This is a genomic window from Nocardiopsis sp. CNS-639, assembly GCF_000381685.1.
GTDB classification, from domain to species: domain Bacteria; phylum Actinomycetota; class Actinomycetes; order Streptosporangiales; family Streptosporangiaceae; genus Nocardiopsis; species Nocardiopsis dassonvillei.
The window spans coordinates 333,781-352,097 of sequence record NZ_KB906856.1 but is presented as its reverse complement, the minus strand read 5'-3'; the positions used below and the strand labels follow the sequence as shown (position 1 = coordinate 352,097).

15 protein-coding genes are annotated in these 18,317 nt (G+C 73.6%); 8 read left to right on the top strand and 7 right to left on the bottom strand.

The window, feature by feature from the left end; genetic code table 11:
• Positions 1-94: 94 nt before the first annotated feature.
• Both G011_RS0106955 and G011_RS0106950 read left to right on the top strand, forming a co-directional pair.
• Entirely contained in the window at positions 95-559 is a 465-nt protein-coding gene (locus G011_RS0106955; RefSeq protein ID WP_051104331.1) for a hypothetical protein, read from the top strand.
• Positions 560-823: 264 nt separating this feature from the next.
• Positions 824-3,391, top strand: a complete 2,568-nt coding sequence (locus G011_RS0106950; protein WP_196808497.1) for a penicillin acylase family protein — start codon at positions 824-826, stop codon at positions 3,389-3,391.
• A 434-nt stretch (positions 3,392-3,825) separates the two neighbouring features.
• On the opposite strand, the gene G011_RS0106945 is transcribed toward G011_RS0106950, so the two are convergent.
• Positions 3,826-4,719 (bottom strand): oxidoreductase, encoded by an 894-nt coding sequence (locus tag G011_RS0106945; protein WP_019607846.1) that lies wholly within the window; start codon positions 4,717-4,719, stop codon positions 3,826-3,828.
• Between the two features lie 268 nt (positions 4,720-4,987).
• Here G011_RS0106945 and G011_RS0106940 point away from each other — a divergent pair, with 268 nt between their 5' ends.
• Both G011_RS0106940 and G011_RS0106935 read left to right on the top strand, forming a co-directional pair.
• Complete coding sequence (locus tag G011_RS0106940) at positions 4,988-5,572, top strand: TetR/AcrR family transcriptional regulator (RefSeq protein ID WP_019607845.1); 585 nt, start codon at positions 4,988-4,990, stop codon at positions 5,570-5,572.
• A 92-nt stretch (positions 5,573-5,664) separates the two neighbouring features.
• Positions 5,665-7,278: a nucleotidyl transferase AbiEii/AbiGii toxin family protein gene (locus tag G011_RS0106935; protein ID WP_019607844.1), complete on the top strand. Its 1,614-nt coding sequence runs from the start codon at positions 5,665-5,667 to the stop codon at positions 7,276-7,278.
• Between the two features lie 372 nt (positions 7,279-7,650).
• Here the strand turns inward: G011_RS0106935 and G011_RS0106930 are convergent, their stop codons facing one another.
• On the bottom strand, positions 7,651-8,907 hold the full coding sequence (locus G011_RS0106930) for a hypothetical protein (RefSeq protein WP_019607843.1): 1,257 nt from the start codon (positions 8,905-8,907) through the stop codon (positions 7,651-7,653).
• Between the two features lie 151 nt (positions 8,908-9,058).
• On the opposite strand from G011_RS0106930, the gene G011_RS0106925 reads away from it, so the two are divergent.
• From G011_RS0106925 to G011_RS0106915, 3 genes are all read left to right on the top strand, one after another.
• The gene (locus tag G011_RS0106925) at positions 9,059-10,801 is read left to right on the top strand and encodes a sensor histidine kinase (RefSeq protein WP_026338092.1); all 1,743 of its coding nucleotides are present in this window, start codon (positions 9,059-9,061) and stop codon (positions 10,799-10,801) included.
• Positions 10,802-10,866: 65 nt separating this feature from the next.
• Entirely contained in the window at positions 10,867-11,520 is a 654-nt protein-coding gene (locus G011_RS0106920) for a response regulator transcription factor (protein ID WP_019607841.1), read from the top strand.
• A gap of 400 nt (positions 11,521-11,920) precedes the next feature.
• A complete protein-coding gene (locus tag G011_RS0106915; RefSeq protein WP_036552344.1) occupies positions 11,921-13,252 on the top strand; it encodes an acetylhydrolase in 1,332 nt (443 codons plus the stop codon).
• A 127-nt stretch (positions 13,253-13,379) separates the two neighbouring features.
• Here G011_RS0106915 and G011_RS0106910 read toward each other — a convergent pair whose 3' ends face one another.
• Both G011_RS0106910 and G011_RS29615 read right to left on the bottom strand, forming a co-directional pair.
• Entirely contained in the window at positions 13,380-14,297 is a 918-nt protein-coding gene (locus tag G011_RS0106910; protein ID WP_019607839.1) for an ABC transporter permease, read from the bottom strand.
• A 74-nt stretch (positions 14,298-14,371) separates the two neighbouring features.
• Positions 14,372-15,739 carry an ABC transporter ATP-binding protein gene (locus G011_RS29615; protein ID WP_019607838.1) on the bottom strand — a complete coding sequence of 456 codons (1,368 nt, stop codon included), beginning with the start codon at positions 15,737-15,739 and terminating at the stop codon, positions 14,372-14,374.
• Positions 15,740-15,944: 205 nt separating this feature from the next.
• Here G011_RS29615 and G011_RS0106900 point away from each other — a divergent pair, with 205 nt between their 5' ends.
• Entirely contained in the window at positions 15,945-16,139 is a 195-nt protein-coding gene (locus G011_RS0106900; protein WP_013155254.1) for a DUF1918 domain-containing protein, read from the top strand.
• Positions 16,140-16,460: 321 nt separating this feature from the next.
• Here G011_RS0106900 and G011_RS0106895 read toward each other — a convergent pair whose 3' ends face one another.
• The 3 genes from G011_RS0106895 to G011_RS0106885 all read right to left on the bottom strand — a co-directional run bounded on the left by G011_RS0106895 (position 16,461) and on the right by G011_RS0106885 (position 18,269).
• Entirely contained in the window at positions 16,461-16,952 is a 492-nt protein-coding gene (locus G011_RS0106895; RefSeq protein ID WP_013155255.1) for an FBP domain-containing protein, read from the bottom strand.
• A 225-nt stretch (positions 16,953-17,177) separates the two neighbouring features.
• Positions 17,178-17,657 (bottom strand): GNAT family N-acetyltransferase, encoded by a 480-nt coding sequence (locus G011_RS0106890; RefSeq protein ID WP_174546308.1) that lies wholly within the window; start codon positions 17,655-17,657, stop codon positions 17,178-17,180.
• A gap of 408 nt (positions 17,658-18,065) precedes the next feature.
• A complete protein-coding gene (locus G011_RS0106885; protein WP_019607835.1) occupies positions 18,066-18,269 on the bottom strand; it encodes a hypothetical protein in 204 nt (67 codons plus the stop codon).
• Between the last annotated feature and the right edge of the window lie 48 nt (positions 18,270-18,317).

The following is an 18,317-nucleotide window of genomic DNA, read 5'->3' as shown; positions in this document are numbered from 1 at the left end:
CGTCCCAAAGCAGCAGGAAGCAAGGTGCCCCGACCGGTGCTCCAACACCGGACCGGGGCTCGATCAACCACCTGAACCAACCAGGAGGAAGACCGTGGAAAACCCTACCGGCCGACACCGCAGGCCCCGCCAGAGCCTGGCCGGACGCGTGTGGGCGCTGACCGCCGCCGTGCTGGCCGTAGCCCTGGCCTACGTGTTCGTCCCCCAGCGCCCCCGCCGCGAGAGGGTCGCGCTCACGCCGCCGCCCCGGCGCCGGGAGCTACCGCCCACGCCCCTGACCAGCGAGCGACGTGCCCACGCGCAGCGCGGCTCCCAGCTCACACGAGCGCTCGCCCCTCACACCGATGGGATCCGCGTCCCCCTTCCCCGTCCCCGTGACGACGAGGCCCCCGGCGCGCTCGTCCGCCCCTACATGCCCCCGCTCCCCAGCGTGCTGGGCGGCGACCTGCTGGCCGATCCCATCCAACCGGTCCAGCTCGCCCAGACCGCCCATGAGCCGACCGACGACCTCGCGGACCTGGCCGCCGTCATACGCGTCTACCTCGACACGGTGGGCTGAGTCGCGCGGGGGCATGCCACGGGCGGTGTCCCCACGGGCACCGCCCGGTGCCGCGCGGCGGGCACGACCTGTGCCACGCGGCGGACGCGCCCAGTTGCGGACAGCACGGATCCCACCGGGCAGCTGTCCGCTTCTGACCAGGTGGTTCGTGTCAGCCACCGTTCGACTCCCCGTCACCTACCAGTTGGTAACAATTGGGTCCGTGCGGCGCTCCGGCCCTGGAGACTGTGACCGCGGACACCCTAGGGTTCCGCCATGGGTGTAATGCGTAAGCGTGTCCTTGTTCGCGTACTTCTGGGCTTCCTCGCCGCGGTCGTGGTGCTGGCCCTGGTCGGCGCGCTCCTGGGGATATGGACCGTCCGGAGGTCGTTCCCGGAGACATCAGGAGAACTCCCGCTCCCGGGGCTGGAGTCCTCCGTCACCGTGCTGCGCGACGAGCACGGCGTCCCCCACGTCTACGCGGACAACACCCACGACCTGTTCATGGCGCAGGGCTTCACGCACGCCCAGGACCGCTTCTGGGAGATGGACTTCCGCCGCCACGTCACGGCCGGGCGCACCGCCGAACTGTTCGGCCCCGACCAGGTGGACACCGACGTCTACCTGCGCACCATGGGCTGGCGGCACGTGGCCGAGCAGGAGTACGAGCTGCTCGCCCCGGAGACGCAGGCCCACCTCGACTCCTACGCGGCCGGGGTCAACGCCTGGCTGGCCGAGAACGACGGCACCGGGGCCAGCCTGGAGTACGGGCTGCTCTCCGTGCTCAACGGCGGCCACGAGATCGAGGAGTGGACGCCGGTCGACAGCCTCGCCTGGCTCAAGGCCATGGCCTGGGACCTGGGCGGCAACATGACGGAGGAGACCGAGCGCGCCCAGCTGCTCGACGCCGGGATGACCCGCGAGCAGATCGAGGAGCTGTACCCGGCCTACCCCCACGAGGAGCACCTGCCCATCACCGACACCGACGAGCACGGTCAGGCCGGGGCCGGCGGGGAGTCCGGGGGTTCCGAGGACTCCGACGAGGCTGACCTGCGGGAGGCCGACGAACGGCGCCCCCCCGAGCTGCCGGAGGAGGCCGTCACCGCGCTGACCGGGGTGGCCGCCACCGCGGCGTCACTGCCCTCGATGCTCGGTCCCAGCACCAGCCCCGACCTGGGGTCCAACTCGTGGGTGGTCGGAGGCGAGCACACCGAGAGCGGGCTGCCCCTCCTCGCCAACGACCCCCACCTGGGCGCGTCGATGCCCTCCACCTGGTACCAGATCGGCCTGCACTGCACCGAGCTCACCGAGGCGTGCCCCTACGACGTCAGCGGCTTCAGCTTCTCCGGCCTGCCCGGCGTGATCATCGGGCAGAACGAGTCGATCGCGTGGGGGTTCACCAACCTCAACCCCGACGTCATGGACCTGTACGTGGAACGGATCGAGGGCGACGGCTACGTGGTCGACGGCCGGACCAGGCCGCTGGAGACCCGTGAGGAGACCGTCCGGGTCGCGGGCGGCGAGGACGTCGACATCGTCGTGCGCTCCACCCACCACGGGCCGCTGCTGTCCGACACCGCCGCGGGAGCGAACCTGGAGGCGCTGGCGGAGGAACCGGAGCTGGAGGGCGCGGAGGAGGGCGAGTACGCCGTCGCCCTGCGCTGGACCGCGCTCCAGCCGGGCAGGACCGCGGACTCGATCTTCGCGCTGAACCGGGCCCGGGACTGGGACGACTTCCGTGAGGCGGCCAGCCAGTTCGAGGTCCCCGCGCAGAACCTCGTCTACGCGGACGAGGAGGGCAACATCGGCTACCAGGCCCCCGGCCTGGTGCCGGTGCGCGGCGAGGGCGACGGCCGCTACCCGGCGCCCGGCTGGGACTCCGCCTACGACTGGGAGGAGGAGTACCTCCCCTTCGAGGAGCTGCCGAGCGTGTACAACCCCGAGTCGGGCTTCATCGTCACCGCCAACCAGTCGGTCGTGGACGCCGACTACGAGCACATGCTCACGAGTGACTGGGACTACGGGTACCGGTCCCAGCGGATCAACGACCTGCTCACCGAGGCGATCGGCGCGGGGCCGGTGACCGGTGAGGACATGTCGCGCATCCACATGGACTCCTTCCACGGCGGCGCGGTCGAGGTCGTGCCGCACCTGTTGGAGGCGGACGTCGACGGAGTCACGGCCCGGGCCCAGGAACAGCTGCGGGAGTGGGACCTGTTCACCGGGACCGACTCCGCCGGGGCCGCGTTCTACCAGGCCACCTGGCGTCACCTGCTGCCGCTGCTGTTCGACGAGCTGGAGCCGCTGACCATGAGCGGCAGCTCGCGCGGGATGTACGTGGTGGGCCGGCTGCTGGAGGACCCCGATTCGGACTGGTGGCGGGGCGCCGAGGCCAGCGGGCGCGAGGAGGTGCTGGCCGCGGCGATGGACGCCGCCGCCCAGGAGCTGACCGAGCTGCTGGGAGAGGATCCCGCCGACTGGCGCTGGGGGGACCTGCACACCCTGACCGCGACCCACGAGTCGTTCGGAACGTCGGGCATCGGTCCGGTCGAGTGGCTGTTCAACCGGGGCCCGGTGGAGAGCTCGGGCGGGGCCAGCATCGTCAACGCCACGGGCTGGGACCCGACCGCGGGGTACGCGATCACGGCGGTGCCGTCGATGCGGATGGTGGTGGACCTGGCCGACCGCGACGCGTCGACGTGGGCCCACCTGACCGGCAACTCCGGACACGCCTTCCACCCCAACTACGACGACCAGCTGGAGCCGTGGAGCCGGGGTGAGACCCTGCCGTTCGCGGTCACCGAGGAGGCCGTGCGCGCGGCCGCCACGGACGAACTGGTCCTCAACCCCTAGGGACGATCGACCGGAACCGGCGCGGGTGGGGACCACGGGGTTCCACCCGCGCCGGTCTCGTGCTCACGGTGCTCGTCGGCGGGTACCGGGTCCGGACTGAACGCACGCCCTGCCGGTGTGACGCGGGTGAGTGGGGCGGACGGGGCCGGCGGTACCGGCGCGCACCCCGGGACGGGTGTGCCCTTCCGGTCGAAAGCCGAGCGGTACGGGCGCGCGTCCCGGGGCAGGCGTGCCGTTCCAGGCCGAAGCCGAGCGGTACCGTCGCACGCCCCGGGGCAGACGTGCCGCTCCAGATCGAGGCCGAGCGGTACGGGCGCGCGTCCCGGGGCAGGCGTGCCGCTCCAGATCGAGGCCGAGCGGTACGGGCGCGCGTCCCGGGGCAGGCGTGCCGTTCCAGGCCGAAGCCGAGCAGGACCGGCGCGCACCACCGCCGGTCAGACCGGGTCGGACGACCGCAGCGGGAAGCCCACCCCGGTCATCTCCTCCGACAGCGCCCACAGGCGCTTGGCGGCGCGGCCATCCCAGGCGGCCTCGCTCCGGCTGGACAGGGCGGGGGCACCGCGCGTGCCGCCCATGGCCTTGGGTCCGGCGAAGGCCGCGCCGGGCACGTCCTGGGTGGCGGCGAAGATCGTGGGGAGGGCGCCGTTGGCGGCGCTCTGGGCGAAGACCCTGTTGCCGAGCATGAGGGCCGCCCTGGAGATCGGGTTGGCCCCGTGGCTCTGGAGGTTGGTGGCCGCGTAGCCGGGGTGGGCGGCGGTGGAGAGCACGGGTGAGCCCACCGCGTCCAGGCGGCGCTGGAGCTCCAGTGTGAACAGCAGGTTGGCGAGCTTGGACTGGTTGTAGGCCCGGTAGGGCGTGTAGCCGCGGTCCAGGTTGACGTCGTCGAAGTCGATGCCCCGGGCCATGCGGTGCATTCCGGAGGAGAGGGTGACCACCCGTCCGGTGACGTGTTCCAGGAGCAGGTTGGTCAGGGCGAAGTGGCCGAGGTGGTTGACGCCGAACTGCGTCTCGAACCCGTCCTTGGTCACGCCCTTGGCGACCGCCATGACGCCCGCGTTGTTGATGAGCAGGTGGAGGTCGCCGTTCCATGCCTCGGCGAAGGCGCGCACGGACGCCAGGTCCGCCAGGTCCAGGTGGCGCACCTCGATGTCGCCCCGCACTCCTGCGGCCTCGGCGCGCCCCTTGGCCACGTCGCGCACGGCCATCACGACGCGCGCGCCCGCACGGGCCAGGACGCGTGTGGTCTCGATGCCCAGGCCGCTGTTGGCTCCGGTGACGACCGCCGTACGGCCGCTCAGGTCGGGGATGCTGACCGCTGTGGTGTCCATTGCGCCACGGTAGGCGAGCGCACCCGGGCTGTCCACGGCGGCCACGGAGACCGTGTCACCCCGAGCTGTCCGCAGTACTCACAGCAGCCACAGACACCACGGCGGCCACAACACCCCGGACTGTCCCTGGTGCCCCGGACCGTCCCTGGCGCCCCGGCTCCCCCGGGCTGTTCCCGGCTTCCCGGCTCCCCCGGGCCGCCCCCAGCCCGCCCGGGCTGTCCACGGCGGCCACGAGGACCGCGGGGGGCGTCGGTCTATCCTGGTTTCCATGGCCGACCGCCCCTACCACCACGGAGACCTGCGCGCCGTCCTGCTCGCCAACGCCGAACGCGCCCTGGCCGAACGGGGGCAGGCCGCGTTGTCCCTGCGCGAGATCGCCCGCGAGGCGGGGGTCAGCCACGCCGCGCCGGGCCGCCACTTCCGGGACAAGCAGGCGCTGCTGGACGCGCTCGCGCTCAGCGGTTTCGAGCGCCTGACCGAGCGGTTGGAGGCGGCGGAACCCGAGGCGGGTGACGCGCGGACCCGTGTTCTCGCCCTGGCCAGGGCCTACGTGGGGTTCGCTGGGGAGCACGCCGCGCTGCTCGACCTCATGTACGCGCGCAAGCACGACCCCGACGTCTCCGAGCAGCTGTACGCCGCCGTGGGGCGGCTGCTCGAACGGGTGATGCGCCCCATCCGCGACGCCCAGGCCGCAGGGGAGATCGCGGGCGGCACCCCGGAGGCCGTCACGATGACCGTGTCCGCCGCGATGCACGGCCTGGTCGCGCTCACGGCCACGTCCTCCCCCGAGGAGATCGACGCCAAGCTCGCGGACATGGTCGGGGTGCTCTTCGAGGGCCTCGGGCCGCGCTGACACCCGGGTCCCGAACCGGACGGCCGCCCCATACGTCCCACGGGCGAGGTACCCCCGGGGCGCAAGGCCCCCGAGACAGAAGAAGGCCCCCGATGGAGTTCTCCGGTGACTTCGAGACCCACCTGACCCTGGACGCGACCGCCCCCGGGCGCGTCGCGGAGGCGTCGGAGTGGGCGCGCGAGCACGGGCTCAAGTTCACCCACATCGAGCTGGACCGGGGTGAGTCCCCGTCACAGCCGATGGTCACCTACCACTCCGACGGGAGCACCCTGGCGCGGGAGCTGGCCGTGGCGGAGCGCTGGGCGGCCCTGCTGGCAGGGGCCGGGTTCGCGGTCACCCGCACCAAGCTGGAGGTGTCCCGCCGGGGAGCCGGGGTGCCCTGGGACCGGGAGGAGGCCGAGCTGTTGCCGGAGTCGTGCTACTTCGAGACGCACGTCAAACTCCTGCTCCCCGCGTCGGCCCACCTGGCTGCGCTGTCCGCGATCGTGGAACCCCACCGCGCCCGGCTGTCGCGCAACGCGCGCAGGGTCCGCGACGACGGCTTCCAGGAGCGGTTCGTCACCCAGCGGTGCTCACGTGTGGGCCACAGGGAGGCCGCCCGGTTCGAGCACGCGCTGTTGAAGGCCCTGGAGAGGGCCGGGGTGACCTTCGAGGACAAGGAGGGGTGGCAGCCCAGGGTCCTGTCCGTCGAGCGGGAGTTCGTCGTCCACGACACCGCCCTGTCCGTGGACGCGGGGTGGATGGACGCCGCCCCGGTCCGCGACGCCGACGAGGTTCCGCCGAGCGTGTACGCGCCGGACGGCTACCGGCAGCGCCCGCCCGGCACCTACGTGCCCAACACCGACGGCCCCGAGGCGAGTCAGGGCAAGGTGTTCGACCCCGCGCTCAAGCACCTGGACGACGCCTACCGGGCGGGTGAGCCGGTGTTCACCGACCCCGACCTGGGCTCCCGCTGGTGGGAGGCCAACCGGCGGGCGATGGAGCTGGCCCTGCGCGCGATCGCGGGTACACCGTGGCGGGACAGCCTCATGCTGCGCGGCAGCATGCTCATGCCGGTGTGGGTGGGTGACGCCGCCCGGCGCCCCCGGGACCTGGACTTCGTGGTGGTCCCGGCCGAGACCGCCCCGTTCGGGGACCCGGCCGACCGCATGTTCGCGGACGTGGTCGGGGCCGTCACGGACGCTTCCGCACAGGGGATCTCCTTCGACGCCGAGGGCGTGCGGCTGGAGAGCATCTGGACCTACGAGCGGGCGCCGGGCCGCCGCGTGGTCATCCCGTGGCGGGCCGGGGGTCTGCCCCCGGGCACCGTGCAGATCGACGTGGTGTTCAACGAGTCGCTGCCCGAGCCGCCGGTGGCGGTGTCGGTGGCGGGGGCGGACGTGCTGGCGGCCGGGGCGGAGCTGTCCCTGGCCTGGAAGGTGCTGTGGCTGTACACGGACACCTACCCGCAGGGCAAGGACCTCTACGACGCGGTCCTGCTGGCCGAGAGCGCGCGGCCCTCGCGTGAGCTGCTGGTCGGTGTGCTGCGCCCCGAACTGGGCGACCGGGCCGAGACCGTGGACGAGCGCTTCCTGCGGGAGGAGGGCAGCCTCGACTCCGACGAGTGGGACGACTTCGTCAGCGACTGCCCGTGGGTGGAGGGCGACGCCGGGGAGTGGGTGGACCGCTTCGAAGCGGCGATGGCCCCCGTGTTCCGGGGGGAGTGAGCGGGCTCCGGAATGGAGTGCGCGGACGCCGGAATGGAGTGCGCGGACGCCGGAAGGGGTGCGGGGACCCCGGAAGGAGCGCGAGGACCGCCCCCGTTTTTCCGGGGGCGGTCCCCGTGTCCGCGGGCAGGGCTTGGGGTGAGACGGTGTGCGGGCACGTCGAGGTGGGCGGGCCCGGGGGACCCCCCGCTTTCCAGCAAACCGCGATCGGCCCTCACTCCGCCAGCCCTGTTCCGTGCCTGTGCACAACCTCCGGCCGGGGTGGAACGCGTGCCGTGCCCGGGGGCGCGGACCGACCAGGCACAGACCGATCGGACCCAGACCGACCAGGCACGGGCCAGTCAGGCACGGACCAACCGGTTAACGGACCGGTCAGGCCGGACGGACGAACGGGTCGGCGGGCGGGTCGTAGGCGGTCTCCTCGTCCAGCAGCCACACCCACTCCGGGCGCCACTCGGGGGTACGGCCGGCCATCTCCGCGGCGAGGTCCCCGACCCACACACCGACGCCGAGGGCGGACTCCGTCGACCACTCCGGCCGGTGGTCGTAGGCCCGGTCGACCTCCACCGCGTCGGGGGTCGCCCGGGCGCGCAGGAAGAACCACATGCCGTGCTCGGGGTGGCCTTCGACCCGGCGCAGTTCGTAGTCGTGGTGGCCCCGCGGTTCCTGCTGGATCCGGTTGCCCTCGGCGTCCACCAGCGTGGACTGGCTCTGGCTGTTCCCGCCGGTGATCGTGTAGGTCACTTCGCCTCCGTGCTCGGCGGCCAGACCGCGCAGGAGGTCGCCCAGCTCGCGCAGTGGTCCGGTTTCCCGGGGCGCGGGTCGCGGCCTCTCCGCGGACGTCCGCATCACGGACTCCACCAGGACCGACCACTCCTGGTCGCTGAGTACGCGGGTCCGGCCGCGTTCGGCCGGTTTCTCCCTCCCGGCGGGAAGCGGGGCGGCGGGGCGGCCGTCCCCGGAGACCCCGGCGGCGCGGAGGACGCTGGTGGCCGCGGCGGTGTCGAAGGGCATCGGGTCCAGGAAGCCGAAGTCGACCGCTCCTCCCTCGACGGTGTGCTTCACCCGGGTGTAGAGCCGCTCCCCCAGGTCGTCGAAGGGGTCGTCACCCTCGTCGGGACGCGGGCCCCCGGTCACCGACACCACCTCGTTGACGAGGGCCAGGAGGTGGTGGGTGGCCTCCTCCGGGCCGACGAAGGAGGACAGGCGCATCCCCAAACCGTCCTCGTCCACCTGGTCGTGGTAGGTCGAGCGCGCCCACGTCCCGTCCTCCCACCAGTACACGAAGCCGACGGGGACGCCGCCCTCCAGCCGGGAGATCCACTCCCAGGGGAGCCACTCCGGGGCGTCCGCGTACGGATTGACCGGGGGCCGGAAGGCACTGTCGGTCCTCCCCGCCCGGTCCCAGCCGATGATCAGGTACCGACCGCCCTCGACACGGGCCATCCGCCACCAGTTGCCGTCGCCGTCCTGGAGGAGCAGGACACCGTCGTCCTCGACCCGGTGCCCCTCCGACCAGACGGGGCCGAAGCCGGTGGACAGCGCGATCCTCAGCGCGCCGAGCGTCCAGAGCACCTCGGGGCGCGGCAGGTCATCGGGGCGACCGGGGCTGTGGAATCCGGATGGCACGGGCTCTCTCCTGGGGTCGGGGGTGATCAGGACTTTGTCGCATGTACCTCCGACACTCCGCGCGGCGGGGAGGTTCGGCGCGGCTCCGGAGACACCGCCCGACGGGAGCGCTGGCAGGGGTACTGACGGCAGGGCTGACTAACCTGTGGCCATGCGGGAGATCCGGAGAGAACCGCGCGGGTGGGCCCGTCCGGCCTTCGAGGCCGCGCTGTGGGCCCTTCTGGGCGCGCTGATCGTGATCGAGCTCTCCGGGGTCCGCGACCGGCCGCCGGTCCTCGAAGCGTGCCTCCTGCTGGCCGCCCTGGCCGTCGCGGCGGCCCTGTCCCGTCCCCTGCCGTTCGTCTCCCTGGGCGTCATGCTCAGCGGGGCGGTCCTGCAGACGTCCGCCTCGGGGTTCCTGGTGGTGGAGACCACCGTGATCGCGCCCTGGCTGGCGGTGGCTGTGCTGGCGCTGCTCACCGGCCTGCGCTCGGAACGGGTGCGCCCGGTGGTGGCGATGGTGGTCGTGGCGTGCTCGTTCACCCTCGTCCTGCACCTGTCGGCGGGGCTGGTGTTCGGTGCGGGCGTCCGCGCGTTCCTGTCCGACTCCGTGGACTGGCTGGGCGTCGTCCTCGTCATCGCGCTGAGCACACTCGCCCCCTGGCTGTTCGGCCGCTACCAGCGTCTGCGCCGCCGGGTGTGGCGGGGCGGCTGGGAGATCGCCGAGCGCATGGAGCGGACCCGCGCGGCCGAGGCCGACCGCGCCCGCCTGCGGGAGCGCGCCCGGATCGCGACCCGGATGCACGACTCCCTCGGCCACGACCTCGCGCTGATCGCGGTGCGCGCGGCGGCCCTGGAGATGACCGCTCTTGAGGACTCCGAGCAGGGCCGGGCAGCTGGTGAGCTGCGCACGGCGGCGCACGAGGCCAACCTGCGGCTGCGGGAGATCATCGGGGTGCTGCGCGAGGACGACGACGGTGGCGACGGCTACGGTGAAGCCGCTTCCGGACCGGGCGCGGGCGGTCCGAAGGCAGGCACGCCGAACACGGGCGCACCGAACGCGGGCGGATTCGACGCGGGCCCGCTGACCACAGGCGAGCCGAACGCGGGCGAGTCGGTGGCGGACCTGGTGCAGCGCGCCGCGGACGCCGGTATGCGGGTCCGGCTGCTGCGGGAGGGCCCCGATCCGGACCCGTCCGCACCGGGTGGCGGCGCCGTGCACCGGGTGGTCCAGGAGGCGCTGACCAACGCGGCCAAGTACGCGCCGGAGGCGGAGGTGACCGTGCGGGTGGTCCGCGAGTCCGACCGGACCCGGGTGTCGGTCAGCGACACCGGACCGCCCGGGGCCGTGCGGACGGTCCTGCCCGCGCGGAGCGGGGGCGGGTCCGGCCTGGCCGGGCTGCGCTCCCTGGTGGAAGGGCTCGGCGGGAGCTTCGCCGTGGGCCGGGAGGAGGGCGCGGGGTTCACCGTCCGGGCGACCGTGCCCGACCCCGGCGCCGAGGGCGGGGCGGAGGAGCTCGGGGAGTCGGAGACGCGTCGCGCTCACAGCGAGGCCCGCGCCCGCGCGCGGCGTCGGCTGGTGACCGCGGTCGCCGTTCCGGCCGCGCTGGGCCTGGGGCTGGCGGCGGTCGGCCTGGGCCTGCTGTCCTGGGTGGGCGTCAACACCGTCCTGCCTCCGGAGCGGTACGAGCGGTTGACCGTGGGGGACGACCGGGAGCGGGTGGAGGAGGTGCTCCCCCGGTTCTCCTATCCCGAGGGTTCGGTGTCGGCCCGGGCCTCCGAGCCGTCCGCGCCGCCCGGTGCCCGGTGCCTCTTCTACCTGTCCCGGTACGAGAACGGGCTGCCGCCGGTGTACCGACTGTGCTTCGAGGACGGTGTCCTGGTCGCCAAGGACGAGCTCCAGCGGACCGACTGACCGGGCGGCGCACTGACCGGGCGTCCCAGTAGGGTGTCGGCGTGAACGCGACAGACGGTGCCGGGGTGCTTCGCCTCGTTCTCGCCGACGACGAGGCCATGATGCGCGCCGGGCTGCGCGCGATCCTGTCGGCGGCGCCGGGGATCGAGGTGGTGGGCGAGGCCGGGGACGGTGCCGCCGCCGTGGCCCTGGTCGCCGAGCACCGTCCCGACATCGCGCTGCTGGACGTGCAGATGCCCGGCACGGACGGCCTGGCCGCGACGGAGGTCATCGCCCGGGAGCACCCGGGGACGGCGGTGGTCATCCTCACCACGTTCTCCGAGGACGCCTACATCGCGCGGGCCCTGTCCGGGGGCGCCAGCGGGTTCGTGCTCAAGAGCGGGGACCCCCGGCAGCTGGTGGAGGGGCTGCGCGCGGTCTCGGAGGGCGGGGCGTACCTGTCGCCGGAGGTGGCGCGCCGGGTGATCGACGAGCTGGACGCCTCCGGGGGGCGGCTGTCCCGCGCGTCGGCGGCACGCGAACGCGTCGGGCGGCTCACCGAACGCGAACGCGGGGTTCTGGCGCTGGTCGGCCAGGGGTGCTCCAACGACGAGATCGCCCGCCGCCTGTCCATCGCCCCGGGCACGGTCAAGGTGCACGTGGGGTCGATCCTCACCCGGCTCGACGTGCGCAACCGGGTGCAGGCCGCCGTCGTGGCCTACGAGGCCGGACTGGTCTGAGCCGGACCGGCCTGAGGCCGCGGTCCGGTCCGCTCCCGGACCCAGCCCGCTCCTGATCCGGTCCCGGCCCGGTCCGCTCCCGTTCCAGTCCCGGTCCGGTCCCGGCGCGCTGGACGAGGGGCCCGCCGGTGGAAGCCGTCCGCGGGCGCCGGCCGGCCCGGAGGGTGCGGGTCCATGGACACGGGTCCACAGGTTGTCCACAGGCGGGGATCGGGGCTGGCGGCGGGGGTCTTCGCTGCGGTTCGATGGAATCGGGGGGTCCCCAGGGCTCTCTCCGTCGGCATGCCCTCACCCCGTCCCCACGCCCCGCTCCCACCGCCCGCCCTACCCCTTTGTGCCTACCCGGCCGCTGCCGTCCAGGCGATGTGCGCCGGGCACCCCGGCCCCGAGCATGGTCGGCATGAACACCACCAACTCCGTCCGCGCCAGGCGCGCGACCGCCTACGGGTCGGCCGCCCTCGTCCTCGCCGCGGCGTTCTCGATCCCCACCGCCCTCAACGCGGCCACCGACTCCGGGAGCGTGGTCCTCACCCCGCCCGAGCCCACAGGTCCGCACGCCGTCGGCCGGACCGAGCTGCACCTGGTCGACCCCGACCGCGGCCACCCCTGGGTGGAGGAGGCCACCGAACGGGACGTCATGGTCAGCGTCTGGTACCCGGCCGGAGAAGGCACCGGCGCAGGCGGGGAGGGCGGCACCTCCGCCGGGGACGGCACGGGCACCGGCGAACCCGCGCCCTACGTCACGCCCTCCGTCTCCGGGGTGCTCAGGAGCGAACTGGAGCAGGGAGGACTCCACCGCGACAGCGTCGACTTCGACGCCTTCCGGGTCAACGCCCTCCAGGACGTCCCGGCCGCCGACACCGGCCCGTTCCCCGTGGTCCTCTACTCCCCGGGGATGGAGCAGTCCCGGTTCCTCAACGCCCTGCACCTGGAGGAACTCGCCTCCCACGGGTACGTGGTGGCCGCCATGGACCACCCCTACGAGACACTCGCCGTGGACATGCCCGACGGCCGGGTACTGCGCACGAGCGCCCCCTCCTTCAGCACCGAGGCCCTCAAGGAGGCCGTCGCGGTCCGGCGCGCGGACACCCGCCTGGTCCTGGACGGGCTGACCGCGCTCGCGGAGGGCGGCAGCCCCGACGCGGGCGGCCAGGAGCCCCCCGAGGGCCTGGGCGGGGCGCTGGACCTGGAGGCGGTGGGCATGTTCGGCCACTCCGCCGGAGGGCTCACCACCGCCGAGGTGATGCTGGAGGACGACCGCGTCGACGCGGGGCTGGACCTGGACGGCACCATCGGCTACCACGTCGGCGACGAGGTGTGGTCGGAGGCCAACCTGCGGGGCGCCGACCGCCCCTTCGCACTCCTGACCGCGGGAAGGGCCGGGGTCGAACTCGAACCGCACCACAGCGGGTACAGCGCCGGGTTCCGGACCTTCGTGGACGCCTCCTCGGTCGACGTCCTGGAGCTGTACATGGCCGATGGCGAGCACTTCAGCTACACCGACCACCAGTGGGTCCTGCCCGGCGTCGACGAGGCCCTCCAGCCGGGCAACCGCGCTTGGCCCGACCTGGTGGAGGGGGCGATCGGCACCGTCGACCCCGAGGAGTCCGTCCGGGCGCAGCGCGCCTACGTCACGGCCTTCTTCGACGCCCATCTGCGCGGTGAGCGGGACCCGATCCTGGACGGCCCCTCGCCGGACCTGCCCGCGATGGAGTTCGTCGGCGGGGACTAGTCCCCGGGCGGGCGCCGGGAGGGCTCGGGCTAGGTACCCGCACCCGGCACCGCGGAGGCCCGGGACGCGCAAGGCGCGTTCCGGGCCTCCGGCCACCGGTAGGGCCCCGTCAGGTTCCTCCGGTCCTTTACACGTCGCGCACGCGCAGTTCGGTGTGGGCCACGATCTGCGCGGCCAGGGCCCAGCCCACGACCGCGGCGATGTTCACCGGACCGTCGTGCGGAGCCGTGTAGAAGCCCACGTCACCGCCCGCGTAGAACTCGATCCCGGCCGTTCCCGGCATCAGCGCCGCGAAGTCGCTGATCATCTGCACCTGGGAGAGCTGCATGACCATCGGCAGCCCCATGAGCAGCAGGAACCCCACGATGAACGTGCCCGGCATGCTCCGCGTCGCCGTGCCGATCCCGACGAACAGCACCGCGAACAGCGCCATGCACACGCCCGCGTTCAGCGACGTCGCCAGGGTCTCGGCGACGTCGGCGGAGGCGTACCGGCCGACGAACACGCTCAGCACCGCGACCGCCGTCACCGTGGCGAGCGCGCCCGCCGCGAAGGCCAGTCCGGCGGACACCAGCGTGCGCGCGACCAGCACGGTCCCCCGGGCCGGCCGCCACAGCAGCGTGCTGGTGACGCTGCGGTTGCCGAACTCCCCGGTCGCGGTCAGCGCGGTCATCACCAGCACGGCGATCTGCACCAGGTAGAAGTGCCCCTGCGAGGTGAGCCGCATGAACGCGGCGCCGTCCGCCTCGTCCGGGTTCTCCATGATCCGGGTCCACTCGGTGTAGCCCATGAGCGCGGCGAACACGGCCATGCCCGCCAGCGCGGCGCCGAACGCCCACCACGTGGACCGCAGGGACGACTGCCGGATCCACTCGGCGGCGACCTCCCGGAACAGGTCCGTCCGGGGGCGGCCCCCGGAGCGGTCGGTCCCCGCCCCGGCCGTCTTCGCCGTCCCCGGGGCCCGCCGCGTTCCCTCGGCGCTTGCGGAGGTTTCGGAACCCTCCTTCACACCCGTGGCATCGGACACCCTCGACACACCCGTCATGCTCTCCTCACCCCTGTCGTCCCGCCCGCTTCGGCTCCCGCCACGGGCTCGCGCCCCTTCCTCCCGCCACCGGTTCACCGGGACCTCCTGAGTCCCACGCGGCGCAGTAGCCCGGCCGATCCCACGGTGCTCCCGGAAGACGCCGGGTTCCCGGCGGCGGGTCCCGTGTCCCCCGGCGCGTTCCCGAACGCGGGCGCCGCGTTCCCCGAAGCGTCCCGGCCGGAGGCGGCGGGTCCGGAACGGGCGCCGTACTCGACGGAATCCCCGGTCAGTTCCAGGTAGGCCTCCTCCAGCGAGGCCTCCTCCAGTCGGAGCCCGTGGATCCGCGCTCCCACGGCGTGCGCGTGGTCGCCGACCTCCGCCACGCCCAGCCCGAACACCCTCAGGCCGGTGCCCCGGTCGTCACCCCGGTTCCAGCTGTCACCCCGGTCCCGGCTGCCGTCTCGGTCCCGTCCGCCACCGGCACCCCGTGCTGATCGTTCGGCACCGGTCTCCCCGGCACCACGAACACCTCTTCCGCTTCCGGGTTCCCCGCTGTCCCGGGCACCACCGCCGTCACGGGTATCACTGGCCTCCTCAGCACCAAGGGCGCCTCTTGCGTCTCCTGATTCCCCAACGTCCCGGACACCACTGCCATCACGGGCGTAACCGGCCTCCCCAACACCCCGGACACCCCTGTCGTCCCAGGTGTCCTCCTCGGCCTCGACCCGCACCGACGGCCCCAGCCGCTCCAGCCCCTCCCGCAGCCTCGCGGCGTCCGGGCTGCGCACCAGCACGTGCGTGCGCGACCAGGCCGCGATCACGTCGGAGATCGGCGCGTCCGCGATCAGCCGCCCCCGCCCCACCACGACCAGGTGGTCGGCCACCATCTCCATCTCGCTCATCAGGTGGCTGGAGACGAACACGGTGCGCCCCTCGTCGGCGAGCCGCCGCGTCAGGTCGCGCATCCACCGCACGCCGTCCAGGTCGAGCCCGTTCACCGGCTCGTCGAACAGCAGCACCCCCGGATCCCCCAGCAGCGCGTCCGCGACGCCCAACCTCTGGCGCATGCCCAGGGAGTACCCGTGGACCCGCTGGCGGGCGACGCCGGTCAGACCGACCTCCTCCAGCACCTCGTCCACCCGGCTCCTCGGGATACCGCCGCCCGCGGCCTTCGCGGTCAGGTGGGCGCGGGCGCTGCGCCCGGGATGGGCGGCGTCCGGAGACAGCAGGGCGCCGACCCGCCGCGTCGGCCGGTCCAGCCGCCCGTACTCCCGGCCGTTGATCAGCGCCTCTCCCGACGTGGGCCGGGCCAGGCCCAGCATCATCCGCATGGTCGTGGACTTCCCCGCGCCGTTGGGCCCCAGGAAGCCCGTCACCCGCCCGGGTTCGACGGTGAAGGTGAGTCCGTCCACCGCCGTCCTCCCCCCGTAGCGTTTGGTCAGTTCGCGCACCGTGAGCACGGTTTCCCCTCTCTTCCGCTCTCGTGGTGCACCACGCTAGGAAGAGGGGCCCCGGGCCCACATCTGTGGTTCGTCGGGGACCGGATACGCACTTGTGCCTACTCGGCGCCGCCGGGAGCCGTCTCGCCGGGGGCCGTTTCGCCGGACCGGCGTTTCGGGTAGGTCCCGTGGGTGACGGCCAACCGATCGAACGGGGGGAGAGGTCATGCGGGCGTCCATCGGCGACTACGTGCGTACGCACGGGGTCGTGAGCACCGAGGGTCAGCACGTCGGGGAGATCGTGGAGGTACGCGGCGCCGACGACGGGCCGCCGTACGTGGTGCGGTTCCCCGACGGGGAGGAACGGCTCGTCTACCCCGGGCCGGAGACGGTGGTGGAGCCCCGGCACCCGGTGGACTGAGGGGCACCGGAGTGTCGGTCGGGTCACCCGGAACGGACGAGCCGCGGGGGAAGCACGCCGGGCTGAGGGGCACCGGAGGAGCCGACCGGACCACCAGGGACGCCCCGGGCATCCGGCCGGGCGGGACGGCCCGCCCGTCGGACCCCCGGAAGCGACCGGGGCGGACGGGGCGGTCAGGGCCGCCGGGACAGCACAGACACCCCGGTTCTCGGGGCCGAACCCGGTGACGGCCCGCGACACGGCAGGCACACAGGACGGCGGCGGGCGTGACGCCCGCCGCCGTGGTGTCCGTGGCCGTGGTGTCCGGGTCCTACGTGCTGGTCAGGCCGACAACCGGTCCAGGAAGCCGCCCAGGTTGGTCGAGGCGCGGGCGATCTGCTCGTCCACGGTGAGGGACTCCTCGAACCGCCCGCCCGGTTCCGGCTGCTTCTTCCCGCGGATGTACAGCGAGCAGGCGAAGTCGGTGCACATGTACAGCCCCACCGTGCTGCCGTCCTGACCGGCGCGCCTGGCCTTGGGCGCGGCCAGCAGGGCCACGCCCCGCCCGGGGTGGGTGGTCAGGCACACCGAGCACACGCTCCGGCGCAGCCCGACGCGGGCGTTCGACAGCCGGAAGGCCACGCCCACGAGCCGGTCGCCGCGCTCGGTGACCAGGTAGGCGCGTTCGTGCGCGGTGTGGTCGCGCCAGCCGAGGAAGTCCAGGTCCTCCCACGGACGCCGGTCCAGGTCGCGCGGCAGCGAGAGCCGCTGTGCCTCCCCCTTCGAGCAGTTCACGAACGACGTGCGGATGTCCCGCTCAGTCAAAGCTCTCATGAGGGGGACGCTAACGCCGCAGGTCGGACCCGGGCAACGTTTTTACGGCGCGGCGTACCGCCCCCGCGCGGACCGGAACTCCCGCGCCGCCGGGCGTCCGGCACGCTCCGCCCCGACCGCACCGTGCTCCGCGTGACCCGTCCCACCCCCACCGACCGCTCCCCGGCGCGGTTCGGCCGTCCCGTGCCCACGGCCAGTGGGCTGGCACCTCGCGCACCCGCCGTCTCAGGGGCGTCTGATCAGGTAGAGCGCGAAGGGCTCTCCCCCGTGGCGGATCTCGCGCGCGTAGCCGAAACCGAGCCGTTCCATGACCGCGCGGGAACGGAGGTTGTGCACCTCGGTGAAGGAGACCACCTCGTCCGCGCCGAGGTGGTCGAAGGCGAACTCCAGCCCCGCGCGGCCGATCTCGCTGGCGTAGCCGAGCCCCCAGAAGCACTCGCGGACCGCCCAGCCGACCTCCAGGCACCACAGGGAGTCCACCACGGCGCGGGACAGGCCGCCGCGCCCCACCAGCTCGCCGGTCCACCGGTCGTGCGCGATCCACTTGTGGACGCCGTCGGTCTCCCAGGCGCGTTCCATGTGCAGGGCGCTCTCCCAGGCCTCCCCCCGCGTCCACCTGCCGCCGTACCAGCGGGCGACGCCGGGGTCCCGGTGCAGCCGCCACAGCTCGCGGGCGTGCTCGGGGCCGATGGGGTCCAGGCGCAACCTCCGCGTGAGGCGGACTCCGGACGGGCCCCGCGGTCCGGCCGGGCCGTCCGGGGTCCCCGGCGGAGCGCCGCGGCGGTGTCCGCGGTCGGAGCCGGTCACGGGTGCTCCAGCCGGGTGTGGGCGCCGGACGGGGCGGCGGGGTTTCGGTCTCCGGGTCGGTCGCCGGGCGCGTGGAGGAGGCCCCCGTGCGCACCGGGCGTCCTCCCCGCCGTACCGCGTGCGTCCCGGTGCACGTCGCAGGGGCTGTCCGCCGCACCGCGCACGTCCCCGTGCGCCCTCTCCGCTGCCACACGAGAAAGTCTAGGTTCCGACCCTCCCGTACGGCCGTCACCGCCGTGTACTGGGACTTTCCCGTTATCCGCGGGCACTCGGCGCGTGATGTCCCCTTCCGGCGCCGACCGGGCGTCAGTCCCGCTGGAAGAGGCGCGCCGTGTACAGGACCGCGCCGGAGGCCAGCCCGGCCAGGGCCAGCGAGGCCGTGAACGAGGCGGCTTCGAGCACGAAGCCGGAGAGCTCGACCGTCTCGGCCAGGAAGCGGCGCGAGGCCTGGCGCGAGAGGACGAACACGGCCACGAAGACGACGAAGGAGACGACCGAGGAGACCTTCACCGGAGTGTTCCGGGGCGTTGGAGAGGAGGCATGCGGGCCATCCTAGGA

Bases quoted from the DNA above. Each gene is read 5' to 3' on its own strand.
- G011_RS0106945 (WP_019607846.1), bottom strand. From the start codon at position 4,719: ATGGACACCACAGCGGTCAGCATCCCCGACCTGAGCGGCCGTACGGCG.
- G011_RS0106950 (WP_196808497.1), top strand. From the start codon at position 824: ATGCGTAAGCGTGTCCTTGTTCGCGTACTTCTGGGCTTCCTCGCCGCG.
- G011_RS0106925 (WP_026338092.1), top strand. From the start codon at position 9,059: ATGCGGGAGATCCGGAGAGAACCGCGCGGGTGGGCCCGTCCGGCCTTC.
- G011_RS0106910 (WP_019607839.1), bottom strand. From the start codon at position 14,297: ATGACGGGTGTGTCGAGGGTGTCCGATGCCACGGGTGTGAAGGAGGGT.
- G011_RS0106940 (WP_019607845.1), top strand. From the start codon at position 4,988: ATGGCCGACCGCCCCTACCACCACGGAGACCTGCGCGCCGTCCTGCTC.
- G011_RS0106895 (WP_013155255.1), bottom strand. From the start codon at position 16,952: ATGAGAGCTTTGACTGAGCGGGACATCCGCACGTCGTTCGTGAACTGC.
- G011_RS0106935 (WP_019607844.1), top strand. From the start codon at position 5,665: ATGGAGTTCTCCGGTGACTTCGAGACCCACCTGACCCTGGACGCGACC.
- G011_RS0106900 (WP_013155254.1), top strand. From the start codon at position 15,945: ATGCGGGCGTCCATCGGCGACTACGTGCGTACGCACGGGGTCGTGAGC.
- G011_RS0106915 (WP_036552344.1), top strand. From the start codon at position 11,921: ATGAACACCACCAACTCCGTCCGCGCCAGGCGCGCGACCGCCTACGGG.